Annotated in this window: 19 protein-coding genes; 14 read left to right on the forward strand and 5 right to left on the reverse strand. The window is 68.2% G+C overall.

Annotated features, from left to right (window positions below):
- The first annotated feature begins 109 nt into the window (after nucleotides 1-109).
- From ACSHWB_RS31135 to ACSHWB_RS31160, 6 genes are all read left to right on the forward strand, one after another.
- Nucleotides 110-1,795: a thiamine pyrophosphate-binding protein gene (locus ACSHWB_RS31135; RefSeq protein ID WP_439656840.1), complete on the forward strand. Its 1,686-nt coding sequence runs from the start codon at nucleotides 110-112 to the stop codon at nucleotides 1,793-1,795.
- A 10-nt stretch (nucleotides 1,796-1,805) separates the two neighbouring features.
- The gene (gene frc, locus ACSHWB_RS31140; RefSeq protein WP_439656841.1) at nucleotides 1,806-3,035 is read left to right on the forward strand and encodes a formyl-CoA transferase; all 1,230 of its coding nucleotides are present in this window, start codon (nucleotides 1,806-1,808) and stop codon (nucleotides 3,033-3,035) included.
- Nucleotides 3,036-3,056: 21 nt separating this feature from the next.
- Nucleotides 3,057-5,204, forward strand: coding sequence for an acetate--CoA ligase family protein (locus ACSHWB_RS31145; protein WP_439656842.1), 2,148 nt, complete (start codon nucleotides 3,057-3,059; stop codon nucleotides 5,202-5,204).
- 254 nt (nucleotides 5,205-5,458) lie between these two features.
- Nucleotides 5,459-6,865 carry an Nramp family divalent metal transporter gene (locus tag ACSHWB_RS31150; RefSeq protein ID WP_439656843.1) on the forward strand — a complete coding sequence of 469 codons (1,407 nt, stop codon included), beginning with the start codon at nucleotides 5,459-5,461 and terminating at the stop codon, nucleotides 6,863-6,865.
- Nucleotide 6,866: 1 nt separating this feature from the next.
- A complete protein-coding gene (locus ACSHWB_RS31155) occupies nucleotides 6,867-7,295 on the forward strand; it encodes a hypothetical protein (RefSeq protein WP_439656844.1) in 429 nt (142 codons plus the stop codon).
- A gap of 31 nt (nucleotides 7,296-7,326) precedes the next feature.
- Entirely contained in the window at nucleotides 7,327-8,340 is a 1,014-nt protein-coding gene (locus ACSHWB_RS31160) for a TerC family protein (protein ID WP_439664700.1), read from the forward strand.
- Here ACSHWB_RS31160 and ACSHWB_RS31165 read toward each other — a convergent pair.
- The gene (locus tag ACSHWB_RS31165) at nucleotides 8,331-8,516 is read right to left on the reverse strand and encodes a hypothetical protein (RefSeq protein WP_439656845.1); all 186 of its coding nucleotides are present in this window, start codon (nucleotides 8,514-8,516) and stop codon (nucleotides 8,331-8,333) included. The two genes, ACSHWB_RS31160 and ACSHWB_RS31165, sit on opposite strands and share 10 nt — an antisense overlap.
- 266 nt (nucleotides 8,517-8,782) lie before the next feature.
- Complete coding sequence (locus ACSHWB_RS31170) at nucleotides 8,783-9,508, reverse strand: GntR family transcriptional regulator (RefSeq protein ID WP_439656846.1); 726 nt, start codon at nucleotides 9,506-9,508, stop codon at nucleotides 8,783-8,785.
- Between the two features lie 111 nt (nucleotides 9,509-9,619).
- On the opposite strand from ACSHWB_RS31170, the gene ACSHWB_RS31175 reads away from it, so the two are divergent.
- Entirely contained in the window at nucleotides 9,620-10,597 is a 978-nt protein-coding gene (locus ACSHWB_RS31175; RefSeq protein WP_439656847.1) for a 2-dehydropantoate 2-reductase, read from the forward strand.
- A gap of 1 nt (nucleotide 10,598) precedes the next feature.
- Nucleotides 10,599-11,516, forward strand: a complete 918-nt coding sequence (locus ACSHWB_RS31180; protein WP_439656848.1) for a LysR family transcriptional regulator — start codon at nucleotides 10,599-10,601, stop codon at nucleotides 11,514-11,516.
- Between the two features lie 51 nt (nucleotides 11,517-11,567).
- Here ACSHWB_RS31180 and ACSHWB_RS31185 read toward each other — a convergent pair whose 3' ends face one another.
- The gene (locus ACSHWB_RS31185; protein WP_439656849.1) at nucleotides 11,568-12,188 is read right to left on the reverse strand and encodes a hypothetical protein; all 621 of its coding nucleotides are present in this window, start codon (nucleotides 12,186-12,188) and stop codon (nucleotides 11,568-11,570) included.
- A 268-nt stretch (nucleotides 12,189-12,456) separates the two neighbouring features.
- Between ACSHWB_RS31185 and ACSHWB_RS31190 the strand changes: the two genes are divergently transcribed.
- Nucleotides 12,457-13,422, forward strand: coding sequence for a BTAD domain-containing putative transcriptional regulator (locus ACSHWB_RS31190; protein WP_439656850.1), 966 nt, complete (start codon nucleotides 12,457-12,459; stop codon nucleotides 13,420-13,422).
- Here the strand turns inward: ACSHWB_RS31190 and ACSHWB_RS31195 are convergent.
- Complete coding sequence (locus ACSHWB_RS31195) at nucleotides 13,387-14,265, reverse strand: AraC family transcriptional regulator N-terminal domain-containing protein (protein ID WP_439656851.1); 879 nt, start codon at nucleotides 14,263-14,265, stop codon at nucleotides 13,387-13,389. The genes ACSHWB_RS31190 and ACSHWB_RS31195 overlap by 36 nt on opposite strands.
- Before the next feature lie 112 nt (nucleotides 14,266-14,377).
- On the opposite strand from ACSHWB_RS31195, the gene ACSHWB_RS31200 reads away from it, so the two are divergent.
- A complete protein-coding gene (locus ACSHWB_RS31200) occupies nucleotides 14,378-15,415 on the forward strand; it encodes an aldo/keto reductase (protein WP_439656852.1) in 1,038 nt (345 codons plus the stop codon).
- On the opposite strand, the gene ACSHWB_RS31205 is transcribed toward ACSHWB_RS31200, so the two are convergent.
- The gene (locus tag ACSHWB_RS31205; protein ID WP_439656853.1) at nucleotides 15,405-16,235 is read right to left on the reverse strand and encodes an alpha/beta fold hydrolase; all 831 of its coding nucleotides are present in this window, start codon (nucleotides 16,233-16,235) and stop codon (nucleotides 15,405-15,407) included. The genes ACSHWB_RS31200 and ACSHWB_RS31205 overlap by 11 nt on opposite strands.
- Nucleotides 16,236-16,327: 92 nt before the next feature.
- Between ACSHWB_RS31205 and ACSHWB_RS31210 the strand changes: the two genes are divergently transcribed.
- The 4 genes from ACSHWB_RS31210 (at nucleotide 16,328) to ACSHWB_RS31225 (ending at nucleotide 21,620) form a co-directional block, all read left to right on the forward strand.
- Complete coding sequence (locus tag ACSHWB_RS31210; protein ID WP_439656854.1) at nucleotides 16,328-16,906, forward strand: TetR/AcrR family transcriptional regulator; 579 nt, start codon at nucleotides 16,328-16,330, stop codon at nucleotides 16,904-16,906.
- A 98-nt stretch (nucleotides 16,907-17,004) separates the two neighbouring features.
- Complete coding sequence (locus ACSHWB_RS31215; protein ID WP_439656855.1) at nucleotides 17,005-18,930, forward strand: molybdopterin oxidoreductase family protein; 1,926 nt, start codon at nucleotides 17,005-17,007, stop codon at nucleotides 18,928-18,930.
- A complete protein-coding gene (locus ACSHWB_RS31220) occupies nucleotides 18,931-20,700 on the forward strand; it encodes an NAD(P)H-dependent oxidoreductase subunit E (RefSeq protein WP_439656856.1) in 1,770 nt (589 codons plus the stop codon).
- Nucleotides 20,697-21,620: a 2Fe-2S iron-sulfur cluster-binding protein gene (locus tag ACSHWB_RS31225; protein ID WP_439656857.1), complete on the forward strand. Its 924-nt coding sequence runs from the start codon at nucleotides 20,697-20,699 to the stop codon at nucleotides 21,618-21,620. Before ACSHWB_RS31220 ends, ACSHWB_RS31225 begins: the two co-directional genes overlap by 4 nt.
- The last annotated feature ends 29 nt before the right edge of the window (nucleotides 21,621-21,649 follow it).

Below are 21,649 nucleotides of genomic sequence, written 5' to 3' on the forward strand. Positions count from 1 at the left end.
GAAAACTTGCGGCCATCTATGGACATCCGGTTGGTAGCGGAGTAACGATATGCCTACCTCATACGGTATGCAATCTACAGTCGAAGCGCCAAAGGGGAGCTGATCGCCGATGACGAGTTCCGCGGAGCCGGAGTCGATTTCTGGAGGCCACCTGGTGGCCAAGGCGCTCAAAGCCGAGGGCGTCGACACCATCTTCACGCTGTGCGGCGGGCACATCATCGACATCTACGACGGCTGCGTGGACGAGGGAATCGCCGTCATCGACGTCCGGCACGAACAGGTCGCGGCGCACGCGGCCGACGGGTACGCCCGCATCACCGGCAAGCCCGGTTGCGCCGTCGTCACGGCGGGGCCAGGCACGACCGACGCCGTCACGGGCGTCGCCAACGCGTTCCGCGCGGAGAGCCCGATGCTGCTGATCGGCGGCCAGGGTGCGTTGAGCCAGCACAAGATGGGCTCACTGCAGGACCTCCCGCACGTGGACATGATGACGCCGATCACGAAGTTCGCGGCGAACGTCCCGCACACCGCCCGCATCGCGGACATGGTGTCGATGGCGTTCCGCGAGGCCAACGCCGGCGCGCCGGGCCCGTCGTTCCTGGAGATCCCGCGCGACGTCCTGGACGCCAAGGTGCCGGTGAGCACGGCACGAGTACCGGAAGCGGGCCACTACCGCGCGTCCACGCGCAGCGTCGGTGACCCGGCGGACATCGAGAAGCTCGCGGACCTGCTGGTGCACGCCAGGAAACCCGCGATCCTGCTGGGCAGCCAGGTGTGGACGACGCGCGCCACGGACTCCGCGATCGACCTCGTCCGCACCCTCAACATCCCCGCCTACATGAACGGCGCTGGTCGCGGCACCCTCCCGCCCGGCGACCCGCACCACTTCCAGCTGTCGCGCCGCTACGCCTTCGACAACGCCGACGTCATCGTGATCGTCGGCACCCCGTTCGACTTCCGGATGGGCTACGGCCGAAGGCTTTCCGCGAACGCGACGGTCGTCCAGATCGACCTCGACTACCGCACGGTCGGCAAGAACCGCGACGTCGACCTCGGCATCGTCGGTGACGCCGACCTGGTCCTGTCCAGCGTCACGGCGGCCGCGTCGGGCCGCGAGGACAACGGCGCGATGGGCCGCAAGGTGTGGCTGGAGGAACTGCAGGCGGTCGAGGAGAAGGCCCGGCAGAAGCGCTCGGAGCACCTGCTCTCCGAGGACATGCCGATCCACCCGTACCGGCTGGTGAGCGAGATCAACGACTTCCTCACCGAGGACTCCATCTACATCGGCGACGGCGGCGACGTCGTCACGTTCTCCGGCCAGGTCGTGCAGCCCAAGTCGCCTGGCCACTGGATGGACCCCGGTCCACTGGGGACGCTCGGCGTCGGCATCCCGTTCGTGCTGGCCGCGAAACTGGCCAGGCCGGACAAGGAGGTCGTGGCCCTGTTCGGCGACGGCGCGTTCAGCCTCACCGGCTGGGACTTCGAGACGCTGGTCCGCTACGACCTGCCGTTCGTCGGCATCGTCGGCAACAACTCGTCGATGAACCAGATCCGCTACGGCCAGGCGGCCAAGTACGGGCTGGAGCGCGAGCGCGTCGGCAACACGCTCGGCGACGTGCGCTACGACCAGTTCGCCAAGATGCTCGGCGGCTACGGCGAGGAAGTGCGCGACCCCAAGGACATCGGGCCCGCGTTGCAGCGCGCCCGCGAGTCCGGCAAGCCCTCGCTGATCAACGTGTGGATCGACCCCGACGTGTACGCGCCCGGAACCATGAACCAGACGATGTACAAGTAGGTGAGCTGACATGGCCAAGGCCTTGGAGGGCGTCAAAGTCCTCGACATGACGCACGTGCAGTCCGGACCGTCGTCGACCCAGCTGCTCGCCTGGCTGGGCGCGGACGTCATCAAGCTGGAGACCCCCGGCAAGGGCGACATCACCCGCGGTCAGCTGCGGGATCTGCCCGAAGTGGACAGTCTCTACTTCACGATGCTCAACTGCAACAAGCGGAGCATCACCCTCAACATGAAGGCCCCTGAAGGCAAAGAGGTCTTCGAGAAGCTCATCGCCGACGTCGACGTCCTCGTCGAGAACTTCGGCCCCGGCGTCGTCGAGCGGTTCGGCTACCCGTGGGAGAAGCTGCAGGCGCTCAACGACAGGCTCATCTACGCGTCGATCAAGGGCTTCGGGCCCGGCCGCTACGCCGACTTCAAGGCGTACGAGGTGATCGCGCAGGCGATGGGCGGCTCGATGAGCACCACCGGCTTCGAGGAGGGGCCACCGCTCGCCACCGGCGCGCAGATCGGCGACTCGGGCACCGGCATCCACCTGGTGGCCGCGATCCTGGCCGCGCTGTACCAACGGACCAACACCGGGCGCGGCCAGCGCGTCCAGGTCGCGATGCAGGACGCCGTCCTGAACCTGTGCCGGGTGAAGCTGCGCGACCAGCAGCGGCTCACCCACGGGCCGCTGGGGGAGTACCCGAACGAGCAGTTCGGGGACGAGGTGCCCCGCTCCGGCAACGCATCCGGTGGTGGCCAGCCCGGCTGGGCGGTGCGCTGTGCCCCCGGCGGCCCCAACGACTACATCTACGTGATCATCCAGCCCGTCGGCTGGGCCCCGCTGACCGAGCTGATCGGCAGGCCGGAGCTCGCCGAGGACCCGGCCTGGAACACGCCGGAAGTCCGGCTCTCCAAGCTGGACAAGGCGTTCGCGCTGATTGAGGAGTGGACGGAGAAGCACACCAAGTGGGAGGTGATGGACAAGCTCAACGCCCACAACATCCCGTGCGGACCCATCCTGTCCACCAAGGAGATCATCGAGGACGAGACGCTGGCAGAGCTCGGCACCGTGGTCGAGGTCGAGCACCCCGAACGCGGCTCGTTCAAGACGGTCGGCAACCCGCTCAAGCTCTCCGACAGCACCGTCGAGGTCCAGCGGCCGCCGCTGCTCGGTGAGCACAACGACGAGGTCCTCGGAGCACTCGGCTACAGCGCGGACCGCCTGGCCGGTCTGCGCGCCGCCGGCGTCATCTAATCCTCAGGGGAGAAGAAATCCATGCCGGACAACGGCTACGACCGCGCCGCGGTCGAGAAGGTACTCGCGAAGGTGCGGGCGGAGGGACGCTCGTCGCTCACCGCACCGGAGGGCAAGCGGGTCTGCGACGCCTACGGGATCGCGACCCCGGCCGAGGCGCTGGCGAAGTCGTCGGAGGGCGCCGTCGCGTTCGCCGAGGAGATCGGCTACCCGGTCGTGCTCAAGATCGTCTCGCCGGACGTCCTGCACAAGACCGAGGCCGGCGGCGTGCTGGTGGGCCTGAAGAACGCGGCCGAGGTCGCCGAGGGCTACCGCACGATCATCCACAACGCCAAGAACTACAAGGCCGACGCCGACATCACCGGTGTCCAGGTCCAGCAGCAGCTGCAGTCCGGGAAAGAGGTCCACGAGGTCATCGTGGGCGCCACCACCGACGAGACCTTCGGCAAGATCGTCGCGTTCGGCCTCGGCGGCATCCTGGTCGAGGTGCTCAAGGACGTCACGTTCCGGCTGGCGCCCACGAGCAGGACCGAAGCGCTCTCCATGGTCAACGGCATCGCGGCGGCGGAGATCCTCCGCGGTGTCCGCGGCGCGGAGGGTGTCGACGCGGACAAGCTCGCCGACCTGATCCACCGCGTCTCGGACCTGGTCACGGACTTCCCGCAGCTCGCGGAGGTCGACCTGAACCCCGTGCTGGCAACGCCTTCCGGTGCCACCGCGGTCGACGTGCGGATCCTGGTCGACGAGGACGCGGCCAGACAACCGCACCGGTTCACGCAGGACGAGATCCTCGCCTCGATGAACCGGATCATGAGGCCGAACGCTGTCGCCGTGATCGGCGCCTCGAACGAAGAGGGCAAGATCGGCAACTCGGTGATGAAGAACCTCGTCAACGGCGGCTACCAGGGTGAGATCTACCCGATCAACCCCAAGGCCGACGAGATCCTCGACCGCAAGGCGTTCGCCGGCATCGCCGACGTCCCAGGGGACATCGACGTCGCGGTGTTCGCCATCCCTGCCAAGTTCGTGCCGGCGGCTTTGGAAGAGGTCGGCAAGAAGGGCGTCGGCGGCGCGATCATGATCCCGTCCGGCTTCGGCGAGACGGGCAACATCGAGCTGCAGGACGAGATCGTGACGATCGCGCGCAAGCACGGCGTCCGCATCCTCGGCCCGAACATCTACGGCTACTACTACACGCCGGAGAACCTCTCAGCGACGTTCTGCACGCCGTACGACGTCAAGGGCGGCGTCGCCCTCACGTCGCAAAGTGGCGGAATCGGTATGGCGATCCTCGGATTCAGCCGTTCTGCGGGCATGGGCGTCTCGTCGATCGTCGGTGTGGGCAACAAGGCCGACATCGACGAGGACGACCTGCTGACGTTCTTCGAGTCCGACCCGAACACCCAGCTCGTCGCGATGCACCTGGAGGACCTCAAGGACGGCCGGTCCTTCGCGGAAACGGCGAAACGCGTCTCGGAAAAGAAACCGGTCGTGGTACTCAAAGCCGGACGGACCGACCAGGGTGCCAAGGCCGCGAGTTCGCACACCGGCGCACTGGCCGGCAACGACCGGGTCTACGACGACATCCTCAGGCAGAGCGGCGTGATCCGCGCACCCGGCCTGAACGACCTGCTGGAGTACGCGCGCGGAATCCCGCTGCTGGCCACGCCGAAGGGCGAGAACGTCGTCATCATCACCGGTGCGGGCGGCTCGGGCGTGCTGCTCTCGGACGCCTGTGTGGACAACGGTCTCAGCCTCATGAGCATCCCGGACGACCTGGACGCGGCGTTCCGGAAGTTCATCCCGCCGTTCGGCGCCGCCGGCAACCCCGTCGACATCACCGGCGGCGAACCCCCTTCGACGTACCGGAACACCATCGCGCTCGGTCTCGCCGACGACCGCATCCACTCGTTGATCCTGGGCTACTGGCACACCATCGTCACGCCACCGATGGTGTTCGCGAAGCTCGTGGTCGACGTCGTGGAGGAGTACCGGGCGAACGGGATCCACAAGCCCGTCGTCGCCTCGCTCGCGGGTGACGTCGAGGTCGAGGAAGCGAGCGAGTACCTGTACCGCAACGGAGTGGTTGCGTATCCGTACACGACGGAGAAGCCTGTCGCAGTACTGGGTGCCAAGTACCGGTGGGCCCGTGCTGCCGGCTTGCTGTAGTTAGGTCGTTGGCGGTTTCCGTTGCTGTCGTGACGGAAACCGCTTGCGGCATGCAAGGAGCGATGGCCCGTCCGCGACCGTGAACACGCCCACGGTCGCGAACCCGCCAGGGAGGTCAACGAAGACAGCCGGTCCTCTGGAGGTTGTTAACCGTGGATGATCCAAATCTGGCAGCTCGCACGGAAACCAGCACGCCACCTGACAGTGTTGAATCCTCTCGGGAGCGCGTCTGGGCCGCGGGCAGGCTGGAAGCGATGCCCATCAGGAAACTCCCCGACGCACCACCGTCGATCCACCTGCTCGGTCCCACGGTGTTCCTGGTGGCCCTCGGCGTGGGCATGGGCGAGTCCTACATGTGGCCACGACTGGTGCTGGTCTTCGGGCCGGACATCAGGTGGCTCTTCCTGATCGGCGTGACGCTGCAGGCCGTCGTCATGCTCGAGATGGCGCGTTACGCGATGGCGACGGGGGAGAGCATCTTCTTCGGCGCCGCACGCGTGTTCAAACCGATCATGTGGTTCTTCTTCGTGGTCGCGATACTCGTCTACGTCTGGCCGGGCCATCTCTCCGCGGGAGCGGCGGCCCTGGAGAAGATCACCGGCATACCCTGGACGGTGTCGGCGTGTGTCGGACTGATCCTGGTCGGGGTGCTGTTCAGCCTCGCCAAGGTCATCTACAACCTGCTCGAGAACCTGCTGTCCATCCTCATCGGACTGCTCGTCGTCAGCACGGCCGTCGTCGCGGCGATGGTCGGCACGTGGGGCGACCTGACGAGCACGGTGGCCGGCATGTTCCAGTTCGGGTACTTCCCGGCACAGGCCATGTCGCCGGAGTGGTTCCCGATCATCGTCGGCTCGATCGCGTTCGCCGGCCCGTCCGGCATGCAGCAGATGTGGTACACGCTGCACCTGCGCGACAGCGGTGCCGGCATGGGCGCGCACATCCCGAAGGTCCGCGGGCTGCGGCACGCGGGCGAAGAGGAGAAGATGCCGTCGCGCGGCTTCATGTTCGACACCGAGGACAAGGCGGAGCTCGCGAAGTGGAAGGGCTGGCGGCGCTGGGTCACGTTCGACGCGCTGCTCCTCTTCTGGGGCATCACGATGCTCGTCACGGTCTCCTTCACGGTCCTCGCGCAGTCGGCTTCACGGACCAGCCCGGACGTGAAGGCACTCATCGAGTCCGGTGAGCGCGAGGCCGCCCTGAACGCCATGTCGGACGCCTTCGCGTCGGCGGGCGGACCGGTGCTCGGCGCGGTGTTCCTCGGGTTCATCGCGTTGATCGGCCTGAACGCCACGCTGGGTCTGTTCGACTCGTTCTCGCGCGGCCAGGCGGACATGACGTACCACTTCGTGAAGGGCGCCAAGAAGTTCCGCATGTCGCACCTCTACGCGGGGTTCCTCTGGGGTGTCATCACCTTCGGCATCCTGATCCTGCTGTTCGGACCGGCCGACGGACCGGGAGCCATCCTCGACGTGCTCGCGTTCCTGTCCACGTTCGCCATGGGCGCCTACTGCGTCGTGCTCCTGCTGGTGAACAACCGGATGCTGCCGAAACCCATCCGCCCCAAGCTGGTCACGAACATCATCATCGGCTTCGGAGCGGTGTTCTACCTGGGCATGCTGTTCTTCAGTCTCATCAAGTTCGGAGTAGTGGTGGGCTGACATGCAGATCCGCGAAGGCAATCTCAAAGAAGCGGTTCCCGGCGCGTTCGTCGGTCTCGCCGCCGGGCTCATCGCGGGAGGGCTGGCCGCGCTCGTCGGCCAGCCGCTCGGGTGGGCACTCGTCACGACGGTCGCGCTCGGCCTGCCGCTGGGCGCGTTCGGCGGCGGTTTCGGTCTGCTGGTGGCGGCGGGCCGGCTCCCGGCCGGACGGTTCGCCCCGGTGGCCCTGTACTGGCTGATCGCGTTCCCCGCGGCACGGCTGGTGCACGAGGTCACCGTGAGCCTCGTGCTCACCGGTCAGGTCCGGCTGCCCTCGGACCTGACCGGTTTCCTCGCCTACCAGGGGATCGTGAGTTTCGGCTGGGCCATCGGTTTCCTGTGGCTGCACGAACGCATCTCGATGCGCCTGCGCGCCAACGCCTCCCGCTGACCTTCCCTTCCGCCGAAGGAGCCCAAGGATGTTGGATCTTCCCGTCTGGGTGTGGATCGCGACGATGGGCGGTATCACCGCCATCATCGCGTTCGACTTCTACCTGGTGGTGCGCAAGCCGCACGAACCGTCGTTCCGCGAGTCGTTGTACTGGGTGATCTTCTACGTTGCCCTGGCCGTCCTCTTCGGACTCGGCGTCACGGTGTTCGCCGGGCCCGGCCACGGCGGTGAGTTCTTCGCCGGCTGGATCACCGAGTACTCGCTGAGCGTCGACAACCTGTTCGTGTTCGTGATCATCATGGCCAGGTTCGCCGTGCCGCGGGAGTACCGGCAGAAGGTGCTCGTCGTCGGCATCATCCTGGCCCTGTTGCTGCGGGCCGTGTTCATCGCCCTGGGAGCACAGGCGATCGCGCGGTTCGACTGGCTGTTCTACTTCTTCGGCGCCTTCCTGATCTTCACGGCGTGGAAGCTGCTGAAGCAGCACGAGACCGAGGAGGCCGACGTCCCGGAGAACGCCGCTCTGCGCGCGGTGAAGCGGTTCCTGCCGGCGACCACGGTCTACCACGGCGCCGCGCTGACGACGCGCGTCGACGGCAAGCGCGTCGTGACGCCGATGCTGGTCGTCATGGTCGCCGTGGGCACCACCGACCTGCTGTTCGCGGTGGACTCGATCCCGGCGATCTTCGGGCTCACCAAGGAGCCGTACCTGGTGCTGACCGCCAACGCGTTCGCGTTGATGGGCCTGCGCCAGCTCTTCTTCCTGGTGGGTGGTCTCCTGGACCGCCTGGTGCACCTGAGCAAGGGCCTCGCGGTGGTGCTCGCGTTCATCGGGTTCAAGCTCATCTTCGAGGCGATGCACCACCACGGTGTCTCGTGGGCTCCGGAGATCCCGATCGTGGTGTCTCTCGGGGTCATCGTGGCGACGCTGGCCGTCACGACGGTGTGGAGCCTGCACACCTCACGCCGGGCTGCCCGCTCCGCCGTGGAGGACGCCGAGAGTGCGCGAAACAGCGATGACGCTCCTGTGAAGGACTCTCAGCCGTGAATCGTGTGGCCTTCGCTGTCCTTGCGGAGAGTCTTGGCCACGGCCGCCTGGGCCTCGGCGTCCTTGCGCTGTTCCTTCAGCGCGGTGGACAGTCCGAGGCCCAGCGCGCGGCCGTCGGCGGAGGCACCGCCACGCGGCTCGGTGAGGGAACGCGCGAAGTTCTTGAAGCGGGACATGGTCTTCCTCCTGTCGATGGTGGCTCCCGAGGCGCGCAGAAGCCGGACAGGCGCTGTGGCACGGGAGGAACAGGGCCGCGGCCGGGGTCTTGTCCACTGGTCACCCATCGCCTGGGTACCCGGTGGGAAACCTCTCGCGGGTCTCCGTTGACCCCGTCCCTGTCGCGATTCAGCATACTGCGTTTTGTATGCAATCCGCCGCCATCGTGTCGCGGATCACCCGTACGGTACCAAATGACCGAATTGGGTGATCTGAGAGTGATGGTTCAGTCGCTGTCCGTCGAGCTTTCGGGCGTCTTGCGGTCGTGATAGGTCTGGCGGGTCTGCTCGGCGTGGTTGTGCATGACCTCGCCGGCCCGCTCCGCGTCGCCCTCGGCGATGGCCGCGACCAGCTCGGCGTGCTCGTTCCAGGAGTCGCGGCTGCGCGGGCGGGCGATCGGGGTGTAGTACCAGCGCACCCTGCGGTCGACCAGCCCGATCATCTCGGAGAGGACCTTGTTGCGGCCGATCGCCGCGACGGCCGCGTGCAGGTCGGCGTTCGCCTTGACCAGGCGCTCGACGTTCGCGGTGACGAGGGCCTCCTCGCCGGCCTTCTGCAGCTTCTTGAGAAGCTTCACGTCGGCCGCCGTCGCGTGTTCGGCGGCGAGCTTGGCGGAGTAGGTCTCCAGCACGCTGCGCACGGCGAGCAGCTGGTCGGCCTCCTCCTCGGTCGGGGTGTGCACGAAGGCGCCCTGGGCCGGCCGCAGGTCGACCCAGCCGTCGGTCTGCAGTCGTTGCAGGGCCTCGCGCACCGGCTGCCTGCTCACGCCCAGGTACTCGGCCAGCTCGGCCTCGACCAGGTGCTGGCCGGGGGCGAGGGTGCGGTTGACGATGAGCTCGAGCAGAGCGTCGTAGACGGCCTGTCGCAGCGGTGCGGGACGTTCGACCCGGCGGGTCGCGGCGGCACTGAGTGAGCCGCGGGGTGCCCGGCGGCCACTGGGCAAAGAGGTCATGCCGGACAGAATACAGCTTTTCGTATGCAAAAAGCACTTCTGGAGATGTCGGCGTGTTGTCCGTATACTGTATGCAATCTCTTTCCGGAGAGTGGCAGAGCGGGGCGTGCTATGAAGATCGCTGTTCTCGGAGCTGGAGCGATCGGTGCCTACGTCGGTGCGGCTTTGCATCGTGCGGGCGTGGAAGTCCACCTGATCGCGCGTGGAGCCCATCTCGCCGCAATGCGTGAGCACGGCGTACGGGTGCTGAGCCCGCGTGGTGATTTCACCGCGCGTCCACATGCGACCTCGGATCCCGCTGAGGTGGGAGAGGTCGACTACGTTTTCCTCGGTCTGAAGGCGTACTCGTACGCGTCGTCAGGCGATCTGCTGGCACCGCTGATGGGCCCGGACACCGCCGTGATCGCGGCGCAGAACGGGATCCCGTGGTGGTACTTCCACGGCATGACCGGGCATCCTCTTGAGGGACAACGGATCGAGGCCGTGGACCCTGGCGGGTCGGTCACCGCCCTGCTGCCCATGGAACGGGCGATCGGCTGCGTCGTCTACTGCTCGACCGAGATCGAGGCACCGGGCGTGATCCGGCATCTGGAGGGCACGCGGTTCTCGATCGGCGAGCCGGATCGCAGCATCTCTGCGCGTTGTGTCGCGCTGAGCGAGGCGATGATCGCCGGCGGGCTGAAGTGCCCGGTGGAGAAGGACGTCCGCGAGGACATCTGGATCAAGCTCATGGGCAACGTGGCGTTCAACCCGCTCAGCGCGCTGACCCGCGCGACGATGGTGGAGATCTGCGACCACTCGGACAGCCGCGACCTCGTGGCGCAGATGATGGCGGAGACCCTGACCATCGCGCGCGCGGCGGGCTGCGACCCGCAGATCTCCATCGACAAGCGCATCGACGGCGCCCGCCGCGTCGGGCACCACAAGACGTCGATGCTGCAGGACCTGGAGGCGGGCAAGAGGCTGGAGATCGACGCGATCATCGCCGCGGTGGTGGAGATCGCCGAGCTCACCCGCGTGCCGGCACCGACGCTGCGGCACGTCTACGCGGCGATCGACCTGCTCTCGCGCACGTCGCTGGTGTCCTGAGTTGCTGCTGCGACAGCTGGAGTACCTGGTCGCCCTGGCCCGTGAACGCCACTTCGCGCGCGCCGCGGAGGCCTGCCACGTGTCCCAGCCGTCGCTGTCGGCGGCGATCAGCAAGCTCGAACGCGAGCTCGGGGTGCCGATCGTGTCCCGCGGCCGCCGGTTCGAGTCGCTGACGCCGGAGGGGGAACGGGTCCTGCTGTGGGCGCACCGCATGCTCGCCGACCGCGACGCGCTGCGACAGGACCTGTCCCGCATGAGGGAGTCGCTGTCGGGGGTGCTCCGGATCGGGGCCATCCCGACAGCGCTCCCGGTCGCACCTCTGCTGACGGCACCGTTCTGCGAGCGCTACCCGCACGTGCGCGTGACGCTGGAGTCGTTGTCGTCGGTGGAGATCACGCGCGGGCTGGAGGAGTTCGAGCTCGACATCGCGATGACCTATGTGGACAGTTCGGTGCGTGCGATGCCGTTGTACGAGGAGCGCTATGTGCTTCTGACGCCCGCCGAGGAGGAGATCGCCTCGCGTCCGGTGGCGCGGTGGGCCGATGTCGCCGCGCTGCCGTTGTGCCTGCTGACCACCAAGATGCGCAACCGGCGGATCCTCGACTCGGTCTTCGCCGACGCCGGGGTGCAGCCGGTGCCGGTGATCGAGGCCGACACCGTGGCGACGTTGTGGGCACACGTGGCCACGCGGAAGTGGTCGAGCGTGATCGCCCACGCGTGGCTGCAGATGTTCGGCACGCCGGAGGGGATGCGGGTGGTGCGCATCGCGGATCCCCAGCGGGTGCCCCAGATCGGGCTCGTGGTGGGGGAGCAGGCGTCCATGCTGGCGCGGGCGATGCTGAGGCTCACCCGCGGGCTGGACGTGCGCGGGGAGCTTGATCGGCTGCTGCACGAGCACCTGGATCGCCGCGATCTGTGACCAATCCCGAGGCAACGGGGCCGGTGGCCGCCCACCGGCCCCGTTCACCGGCTAGCTGGCACCGCAGGCCGGCAAGGTCCCGCCGCCTTGGAAGTCACCGGCCCACATGTATCCGGCGGTGTTGGCCCACTGCACACCGTTGCGTCCGGCCACCTGAACCCCCAGCACCATCACCGCGCCGTTGCTGTCGAGCATCCCGCAGACACCGACGACGTGCTGGTCGAACCACGCCGTACCGACCCGGGGCGTGCTCAGGCCGGGCGCGGAGTAGATGCCCGTGTCGCGCGACGGGAACATCGTCGCCCCACCGGCGCAGAAGGGAATGTCGGAGGTGATCTCACGGATGTCGCCGTCCCAGATGTAGCCGGCGGTGTTCGCCCACTGTGAGCCGGTGCGGCCGTTGCGGTCGATGCCCAGCACCATCCGCTTGCCGTTGCTGTCGACGAGCTGGCAGACGGCCGCCACGTTGTCACCGGCCACCGCCGTTCCGACGCGCGGCGTGCTGAGGCCGGGGCCCGAGTACATGCCGGTGTCGCGAATCGGGGTCACCTGCCTTCCGAACCCCAGTGCGCCCACGTCCAACTTCAGTTCTTGGGCCTGAGCCTGCGCACCCACACCGATGAGTGCCGCCGACAGCGATGCCACCGCTGCCGCGATCTTCCACTTCTTCATGCAAAGCCCCCATGTGCTGATCAACTGATGCCGCCGTCGGGCGCTTGGACCTCCGAGCCGCTGGCGCCGCTCGCCGTCGTGGCTCGCTGGTCGCCGTCGCGCCTGGTCAGGCGGGTGCCGGGACCGACACTACCGACGGGAGGTCGGTCGAATCGTTGGCGCGAACCTGGACGCTGTGAAGCCGGTCGTGCACAGCGGAAAGGGTGCTTCGCGGTGCTCTTGGGGCAACATGTGGCGGTACTAGTTGCCGATCCTGGGGGGATCGAAGGTGACCGAGTTCGACATCGTGGAGCTCAAGGACGTGCTGCGAGAGCAACGGACGAGCAGCGGGATGACCCAGGGCGAGCTCTCGCGGCTCAGCGGGGTGTCCGTCAGGACCATTCGTCACATCGAGCACGGCCAGGTCGAGCGGCCTCGGCGTGAGTCGGTGCGCCGGCTGCTCGCGGCGTTCGAGTCGCCGGCGAGAAACCCGCTGGCCGTCGACGTGCTGGGGCCGCTGGTGGTGCACAGGGGCGGTGGGGTCGTGGTGATCAGTTCACCGCAGCAGCGCTGCCTGGTCGGGTTGCTCGCGTTGCACGTCAACAGGTTCGTCTCCCAGTCGGAGATCGTCGAGGTCCTGTGGGCGGGTACGCCCCCGGCGACGTACCGGGAACTGCTGTACTCGATGGTGTCGCGGTTGCGCAGGCGCCTGGGCTCCGGTGCGGTCGAGACACTGTCCTGCGGGTACCGGCTCGACATCGATCCGGAAAGGGTCGATCTGTGCAGGTTCGCCGAGCAGGCCGCCAGGGCTCGTGGCAGTGGTGACCCGCACGCGTTCGCTGAGGCTCTCGGTCTGTGGCGCGGTCCGGTGCTCGCGGACCTGCCCGAGGCGTTGCGCCAGCACCCGAGTGCGGCCTCCTTGCAGCAGCAGCGGATCGCGACCGCTCTGGCGTTCGCCGACCTGACGTTCGCCGGGTGTGGCGACGACGTCCTGCCGTGGCTCGCCGAACTGGTCGGTGGTGAGCCGTGGCACGAGGAACTGCACGCGCGGCTGATCCTGTCGCTGGCGAGATCCGGCAGACAGGTCGACGCGATCCTCGCGTTCCAGCGGATCCGCGACCGGCTCGACCACGATCTGGGGCTGCTTCCCGGACCAGCGCTCAGGTACGCCTACGAGTCGGTGCTGCGGCAGGAGGTTCCGATGCCCCGGACAGCGTTCTCACTCCTGCACGATGGCCGCGGTCTGCAGACGTAACGCGTCCTGTCCAGGCGGCGCACCGAACATCCGCCGGTACTCGCGGCTGAACTGCGACGGGTTGTCGTAGCCCACCGAGTAACCGACCGCGGCCACGTCGTGCGGTGCGGCGATGAGGGCGGCGCGGGCCCGTTGCAACCGGATCTGCTTCTGGTACTGTAACGGGCTCAACGCGGTGACGGCGCGGAAGTGCCGGTTGAGCGTCGGGACACTGGTGCCGACGTCGGCGGCGAGGTCGTCGATGCGGATCACCCGGTCGTAGCGGGCCTTGATCCACGCGATGGCGCTCGCGACCAGGGCCAGGCGGCTGTCGGCCGTGCCCGCCTGCCGCATCAGCGCGGCCTGCGGGCCGGTGAGCAGCCGCCAGTGGATCTCGCGCCGCACGGACGGGCCGAGCACGCGCAGGTCGCGTGGCTCGTCGAGCAGGCGCAGCAGCCGGGCGAGCGGATCGAGCAGCCTGTCGTCGGCGTCGCTGATCGCGATGCCGGGGCCGTCGTGCGGGCGGATGCGCGCAGGGCCGCCCTCGACGAGCAGCTGGGCGATGGTCTTCGGTTCCAGCTTCAGGCCCAGCGCGAGGAACGGGGCGCCGGTGACGTGGCCGGTCAGCGGGAGGTCGACGGTCACGACTGCGATCTGGCCGGGGCCGTGGTCGAAGGTGTGAGCACCGAGAACGGTGCGTTTGGTGCCCTGGGCGACGAGCGTGAGCACCGGTTCGGTGACGGTGCACATGGGCTCGGTCACGCGGTCGGAGGCGAACACGAACACACCGTCGATCCACAGTGGACTGCCGGGTCCGCCGGCGTGCCGGAGGATGCCGCGGCGGATCTCGTCCAGGTGCGTCATGGCTCCCAGTCTCGCACCGCCGCGACCGGATCGCCGCGAGGTTGAGCGGATCGTGCAACGGACCGAGCCCATCGGTCTAGGCGATCACGCCGCAGGGGCCTTCAATCGGGGTATGTCGCTTGATTCCTACATCACTCTCGGCCGCTCCGGCCTGCGCGTCAGCCCGTTCACCCTCGGCACGATGACCTTCGGCGAGGACTGGGGCTGGGGCAGCAGCCCCGAGGAGTCCACGAAGATCCTCGCGTCCTATGTGGAGCGCGGCGGCAACTCGGTCGACACCGCCAACATGTACACCGCCGGGCACTCGGAGAAGATCATCGGAGATTTCTTCGCGGGCCGCCCGTCGTTGCGCGACCGGGTGGTGATCGGCACGAAGTTCTTCTGCAACCTGCACGTCGGCGACCCGAACGGCGGCGGGCCGGGCCGCAAGGCGATCGTGCACCAGTTGGATGACTCGCTGCGCCGCCTGCAGACCGAATACGTCGACATCTACTGGCTGCACAACTTCGACCCGGCCACCCCTGTCGAGGAGACCCTGCGGGCGCTCGACGACCAGGTGCGCGCCGGCAAGGTCCGCTACGTCGGCTTCTCCGACATCCCGGCGTGGGCCACGGCCGAGGCCGCGACCCTCGCCCGGTGGTACGGCTGGTCGCCGATCATCGCGTTGCAGCTGTGCTACTCGCTGCTGGAACGCACCTCGGAGGGTGAGCTGATCCCGATGGCGCAGGCCATGGGCATGGGCGTGCTGCCGTGGTCGCCGCTGGCGGGCGGGTTGTTGTCCGGCAGGCACTCCGGTGACCGCGGCCAGTCGCCCAGCGCCGCCGAGCAGGCCGTCATCGACGCCGTCGGCGCGGTGGCCACCGAGATCGGTGTCCCCGCCGCCCAGGTCGCCCTGGCGTGGCTGCGCGGGCGACCGGGCGTGAGCTCGGTGGTGATCGGCGCCCGCCGCGCCGACCAGTTCGAGACGAACCTCGGCGCGCTGGACGTCACCCTGTCGGAGGCCCAGCGCGCCAGGCTCGACGAGGTGTCGGTGCCGAAGCTGAACTTCCCCGCCGACAACAACCGTCAGCTCGCGCCGATGCTGCAGTTCGCGGGGGCCACTGTGGACGGACGACCGTCCGCGGTCTACCCGTCGCTGGTCACGCGCTGAGGAACTCCAGCGCCTGCTCGACGAACAGCTCGTGGTGCTGGAACAGGGCACCGTGCCCGGCGTCGGGGTAGATGCTCAGCTGGGCGTTGGGCAGGTACTTCGCGAGGTTGAACGAGCTGATCGTCGGGGTCATGACGTCGTTGTCCCCGTTGACGACGAGCACCGGCTGGTGGACCGCGGCGAGGCCCTCGGACGAGCCCTGCTCCCACTTGGCCAACGCGGTCGCCTGCGCGCCGATCGTCTCGTTCGTCACCTCGGCGTCGCGGTCCTCCGTCCGCTCGTTCAGCCGCGCGAGGAACTCGTCCGCCGCCCGCTGGCTGGAGTCGGTGGGGGAGAAGAACAGCACGTGCTTCGGGTGCTTGCCCACCGCCGCCGACTCGTGCAGCGCGCCCTGCAGCAACGTCAGCGCGTTGCCGGCACCGGCGTCACCGGCGGGCGAGGTCCCGGCGAGGATCATCCGGCGCACCAGACCCGGTTCCCGCTGGGCCAGCACCTGGGCGATCATGCCGCCCATCGACACGCCGAGCAGGTCGACCTGCTCGAACCCCAGGGCGCGCAGGAACCCGGCGAGGTCGGCCGCCATCGCCTCCATGCTGTCCGGCGTGGTGCCGCCGGAGCCGCCCACTCCGCGCAGGTCGACCAGGACGACCCGGTGCCGCTCGGCGAGACCGTCGACCACGGCGGGATCCCAGTCGTCGAGCACCGCGGTGAAGTGGTGCAGGAACACCAGCGGCACGCCCTCGGTGAGGCCGATCTCGCGGTAGGCGAACGGGGTGCCGTCGACGTCGACAGTGCGCGTGACAGCGGAGTTTGCAGACATGATCCCTCACGGACTCATAGAATAACGATCGCTATGTAACGAGCGTTATCGTATGATCACGACCCCGGTGGAAGTCAAGTGGGGAGCTCGGCGTGCGGTACGCGAAGGACCACAAGGAGCAGGCCAGGGCCGCGATACTGGCCGCGGCCGGCCGCAGGCTGAAGGAGAAGGGCTTCCACGGCGTCGGCGTGGACGGTCTCGCCGCGGCCGCCGAGGTCACCTCCGGTGCGATCTACTCCCACTTCGGGAGCAAGGAAGGGTTCCTGGAGCAGGTGATCCGTGCGAACGTCAGCCCGGAGTTCGAGGCTCTCCAGGTCGCCGACACGGACGAACGGCGCCGCGGGCTGGTCGAACTCGTCTACAGCTACCTGAGCGAGGAGCACTGCGAGGGCGTCGCCGACGGCTGCGTGCTGGCGGCGCTCACTGCGGACGTGGCCAGGGCGGGCGACTCGGTGCGCGAGGTCTACCAGCTGCAGATCTCCCGGATGGTCGCGCTGGTCCTGCCCGCGATGCCCGGTGACTTCGAGGAGCAGCAGCGGCGGGCCTGGGCGCTCGTCGCCGGGATCATCGGGGCGGTGTCGGTCGCGCGGGCGCTGCCTGCCGGGGAGCACCGGGACGCCGTTCTGCAGTCGACGCTGCGGTCGATCGAGGAGTCGATCGCGCACTCCTGACCCGTTGCACCTTCTTCGGGCCGCTGAGCAACAGAACCGCATCTGGGGCTAGCGCATACCGAAGATTGCATACAGTATGTGCAGAGGAGGTGCAGACGATGAGCAGGCGGAAGAAGACCGAGCCCTACGTGCGGCTGACCCAGCCATTGGTGCGCGACGCGGGAGTCCTGCGGCCGGCCACCTGGGACGAGGCGCTGGACAAGGCAGCAGAGGGCTTCCGCAGGAACGTGGCCAACGGCGGCCCGGACGCGTTCGGCATGTTCTCCTGTGCGCGGGCCACCAACGAGATGAACTACATGGCCCAGAAATTCACGCGTGCGGTGATCGGCACGAACAACGTCGACTCGTGCAACCGCACGTGTCACGCCCCCAGCGTGGCTGGGCTGGCCAAGGTGTTCGGCAGCGGCGGTGGCACCTCCTCCTACCAGGAGATCGAGGACGCCGACCTGATCGTGCTGTGGGGCTCGAACGCGCGGGAGGCGCACCCGATCTTCTTCCAGCACGTGCTGAAGGCGGTCAACAAGGGCGCGAAGCTGTACGTGGTGGACCCGCGGCTGACCAGCACCGGCAAGTGGGCGCACAAGTGGTTGCGGCTCAACGTCGGCACGGACATCCCGCTGGCGCACGCGATCGCGCGGGAGATCATCGCGTCGAACCTCACGAACATGTCGTTCGTCGAGCGGGCGACCGAGGGCTTCCAGGAGTTCGTGAAGGCCGTCGAGCCGTGGACGCTGCCGGTCGCCGAGCTGGAGACCGGGGTGCCGGCCGAGCTCATCCGCGAGCTCGCGCACGCCTACGCCAAGGCGGACCGCGGGCAGCTGAGCTGGACGCTCGGCATCACCGAGCACCACAACGGCACCAACAACGTGCTGAGCCTCATCAACCTGGCGCTGCTGACCGGGCAGGTCGGGCGGTACGGCGCAGGGCTGAACCCGTTGCGCGGGCAGAACAACGTGCAGGGCGGCGGCGACATGGGCGCCATCCCCGACCGGCTGCCCGGCTTCCAGGACATCACCGATCCCGGTGTCGCCAAGAAGTTCAACGACGCGTGGGGCTCGAACTTCAAGGCCTCCAAGGGCTGGAACCTCACCCAGATGCTGGAGGCGATGGAACGCGGTGACATGACCACCGTGTACATCATCGGCGAGAACCCGGTGCAGTCCGAGGCCGACTGCGAGCACACGGTCAAGCGACTGTCCAACTTGGACCACGTGGTCGTGCAGGACATCTTCCTCACCAAGACAGCGCAGCTCGCGCACGTCGTGCTGCCCGCCGCGGCGGCGTGGTGCGAGACCGACGGCACGTTCACGAACAGCGAGCGCCGGGTCCAGCGGGTCAGGAAGGCGCTCACGCCGCCGGAGGGTGCGCGCGACGACATCGAGATCATGGGCGAGATCGCGACGCGGCTCGGCGCGGACTGGCAGCACAAGACCGGCCAGGACGTGTGGGACGAGCTGCGCAGCCTGTCGCCCATCCACACCGGCATGACCTACGACCGGCTCGAGAAGCTCGGCGGCATCCAGTGGCCGTGCCCCAGCGAGGACTCCCTCGAACCCAGCTTCCTGCACGGCAGGCTCTGGGAGGAGGACCCGGTCAAGCGCGGCATGCCCGCGACGTTCTCGCCGGTGCCGCACAGCCCGCCCGTCGACGAGCTGACCGAGGACTTCCCGTTCCGGCTCACCACCGGACGCCGGCTCGACTCCTACAACACCGGGGTCCAGTCGAGCGGGTTCGAGTCGCCGCTGCGCAGGGGCGAGACGCTCGACCTGTGCCCGCAGGACGCCGAGATGCTCGGGGTCACCGCGGGCGAGGAGGTGGCGATCACCAGCAGGCGCGGGCAGATCCAGGCGCCGGTGCGGATCGACGACGGACTGACGCCGGGCCTGGTGTTCATGACGTTCCACTTCCCCGACGAGATCGACGTCAACATCATCACGATCGAGGCGACCTGCCCGATCGCGGGAACGGCCGAGTACAAGGCCGCGGCAATCCGCATCGAGAAGCTTCCGGTGAAGGTGGGCTGAGTGGATCTCACACTGCTCGACGTCGAGCCGTCCGAGGCCGAACGCGTCGTCGTGGACCTGTTCACCGGCATGGGACGGGACCAGCTGTTGCCCGCCCTGCACGCGGTCAACGACAGGGTCGGCTGGATCAGCCAGGGCGCGCTGAACCACATCTGCCGCGTGCTGCACATCCCTCCGGCCGAGGCCTACGGGGTGGCGAGCTTCTACTCGCTGTTCTCGCTGACCGAACGGCAGGCGAAGGTCGTGCACGTCTGCGTCGACCTGGCCTGCCAGGTCAACGGCGCGAAGGCGTTGTGCGACAGGCTGACCGACGAGCTCGGCCCGGCGGGTGCGCGCAGCGGCTGGTTGCGCAGCCCGTGTCTCGGGGTGTGCGAGAAGGCTCCTGCCGCGCTCGCGTTCGAGGCGGGGGAGGTGGCGAAGGAGCAGCTCCTCGCGCCCACCCACGCCGGTGAGGTGATCGCGGTGGCGGCCGGCGGTCCCTCTCCTGTGGACGGCGAGCGCGCGGAGGTGCCGCAGGCCGGTGCGGCCGGTCTGCGGTTGCTCAAGCGGGTTGGCGTCGTCGACCCGGAGTCGCTCGACGACTACCGGGCGACGGGCGGCTACGCGGCGTTGCGGACGGCTCTGCACCTGGGGCCGTCCGGGGTGATTCGCGAGGTCACCGACGCGAAGCTGATGGGCCGCGGCGGTGCGGCGTTCCCGACAGGACGCAAGTGGGACGCGACCGCCCGCCAGCCCGTGCGACCGCACTACCTGGTCTGCAACGCGGACGAGAGCGAGCCCGGCACGTTCAAGGACCGGTTGCTGATGGAGGGCGACCCGTTCGCGGTGATCGAGTCGATAACGATCGCCGGGTTCGCGGCGGGCTGCTCGCGCGGATATCTGTACTTGCGCGGGGAGTATCCGAGGGCGCTGCACCTGCTGCGCAACGCCATCGCGCGGGCTCGTGAGCGCAACTTCCTCGGCGAGAACATCATGGGGCACGAGGGTTTCTCGTTCGAGATCGAGATCCGCCGCGGCGCGGGTGCGTACATCTGCGGCGAGGAAACGGCGATCTTCAACTCCATCGAGGGCTTCCGCGGTGAGCCGCGCTCGAAGCCGCCGTTCCCGGTGGAGTCGGGGCTCTTCGGCAAACCGACCGTGGTCAACAACGTGGAGACGCTGGTCAACGTGCCGGTGATCCTCACAGAGGGGTGCGAGGGCTACACCCGCATCGGCACCGAGGCCTCGACGGGCCCGAAGCTCTTCTGCCTGTCGGGCAACGTCAGTCGTCCGGGCGTGTACGAGGTGCCGTTCGGCACCACGCTCGGGGAACTCCTCGATCTGGCGGGTGGCGTGCCGCCAGGCCGGGAGCTGCGAGCGGTACTGCTCGGCGGGGCGGCAGGCGGGTTCGTTCGCCCGGACGAGCTCGACCTGCCGCTCACCATGGAGGACGCGCGTGCCGCCGGGACCACGCTCGGCTCCGGTGTCGTGCTGGTGCTCGACGACACGGCCGACCTGGGCAGCTTCCTGTTGCGCATCGCCGCGTTCTTCCGCGACGAGTCGTGCGGGCAGTGCGTGCCCTGCCGGATCGGGACCGTGCGCCAGGAAGAAGCGATGCACCGCCTCGTCGGCAAACGCCCGCTGAGCACTTCGGCCGCTGATCTCCAGCTGCTGCGGGAAGTCGGGCAGGTCATGCGCGACTCGTCCATCTGCGGACTGGGTCAAACCGCCTGGAACGCCATCGAATCAGCCCTCGACCGCCTGGGATACGCCGAGGAGGCAGCGTCATGACCATTGTCGAGATCGGACTCCCGAAGCGACTGGTCGAGCTGACCTTGGACGGCGAGTCCGTGCGGGTGCCGGAGGGCGCGACGATCCTGGACGCCTGCACGGCGACGGGCAAGTCGATCCCGACGCTCTGCTACGGCGACACCCTGAAGCCCGCAAACGCTTGTCGCGTCTGCATGGTCGAGGTCGAGGGTGCGCGGACGCTGGTGCCGTCGTGCTCGCGCAAGGTCGAGCCGGGCATGGTCGTGCGCACGGACTCCGAACGCACGCAGCACAGCCGCAAGCTGGTACTGGAACTTCTCGGGTCCGCCACGGACCTCTCCACCACGCCGCACGTGGACGAGTGGATGTCCGCGTGCGGCGCCGACCCCTCCCGCTTCGGCCCGCCGGCGCCGCCGTCGACCGACCGGGACCACCGCCGGGCGGGTGAGCACGAGGAACCCGACGGCCGGACCGCTGCCACCGTGGCGCAACCGACCAAAGTGGACAATCCGCTGTACGTCCGCGACCTGAGCAAGTGCATCATGTGTTACAAGTGCGTCGACGCGTGCGGCGACCAGTGGCAGAACACGTTCGCGATCTCGGTGGCCGGCCGCGGCTTCGACTCGCGGATCTCCACGGAGTTCTCCACCCCGTTGCCCGAAAGCGCTTGCGTCTACTGCGGGAACTGCATCGAGGTCTGTCCGACCGGTGCGCTGAGCTTCAAGCGCGAGCACGACAAGCGCGAGGACGGCACCTGGGACGAAGAGGCGCAGACCCAGACCACGACCATCTGCACGTTCTGCGGTGTCGGGTGCAACCTCACCCTGCACGTGCAGGACAACGAGATCGTGAAGGTCACGTCGCCGCACGAAAGCACGGTCACGCACGGGAACCTGTGCATCAAGGGCCGTTTCGGCTGGCAGCACGTGCAAAACCGCTGATCAGTGACGTCTCTTCTGGAAGTGGAGGG

Source organism: Lentzea sp. HUAS TT2, assembly GCF_051853195.1.
GTDB lineage: Bacteria > Actinomycetota > Actinomycetes > Mycobacteriales > Pseudonocardiaceae > Lentzea.

Bases quoted from the DNA above. Each gene is read 5' to 3' on its own strand.
- ACSHWB_RS31225 (WP_439656857.1), top strand. From the start codon at position 20,697: ATGACCATTGTCGAGATCGGACTCCCGAAGCGACTGGTCGAGCTGACC.
- frc (WP_439656841.1), top strand. From the start codon at position 1,806: ATGGCCAAGGCCTTGGAGGGCGTCAAAGTCCTCGACATGACGCACGTG.
- ACSHWB_RS31150 (WP_439656843.1), top strand. From the start codon at position 5,459: ATGCCCATCAGGAAACTCCCCGACGCACCACCGTCGATCCACCTGCTC.
- ACSHWB_RS31195 (WP_439656851.1), bottom strand. From the start codon at position 14,265: ATGACGCACCTGGACGAGATCCGCCGCGGCATCCTCCGGCACGCCGGC.
- ACSHWB_RS31170 (WP_439656846.1), bottom strand. From the start codon at position 9,508: ATGACCTCTTTGCCCAGTGGCCGCCGGGCACCCCGCGGCTCACTCAGT.
- ACSHWB_RS31135 (WP_439656840.1), top strand. From the start codon at position 110: ATGACGAGTTCCGCGGAGCCGGAGTCGATTTCTGGAGGCCACCTGGTG.
- ACSHWB_RS31145 (WP_439656842.1), top strand. From the start codon at position 3,057: ATGCCGGACAACGGCTACGACCGCGCCGCGGTCGAGAAGGTACTCGCG.
- ACSHWB_RS31215 (WP_439656855.1), top strand. From the start codon at position 17,005: ATGAGCAGGCGGAAGAAGACCGAGCCCTACGTGCGGCTGACCCAGCCA.
- ACSHWB_RS31155 (WP_439656844.1), top strand. From the start codon at position 6,867: ATGCAGATCCGCGAAGGCAATCTCAAAGAAGCGGTTCCCGGCGCGTTC.
- ACSHWB_RS31205 (WP_439656853.1), bottom strand. From the start codon at position 16,235: ATGTCTGCAAACTCCGCTGTCACGCGCACTGTCGACGTCGACGGCACC.
- ACSHWB_RS31185 (WP_439656849.1), bottom strand. From the start codon at position 12,188: ATGAAGAAGTGGAAGATCGCGGCAGCGGTGGCATCGCTGTCGGCGGCA.
- ACSHWB_RS31200 (WP_439656852.1), top strand. From the start codon at position 14,378: ATGTCGCTTGATTCCTACATCACTCTCGGCCGCTCCGGCCTGCGCGTC.
- ACSHWB_RS31175 (WP_439656847.1), top strand. From the start codon at position 9,620: ATGAAGATCGCTGTTCTCGGAGCTGGAGCGATCGGTGCCTACGTCGGT.
- ACSHWB_RS31165 (WP_439656845.1), bottom strand. From the start codon at position 8,516: ATGTCCCGCTTCAAGAACTTCGCGCGTTCCCTCACCGAGCCGCGTGGC.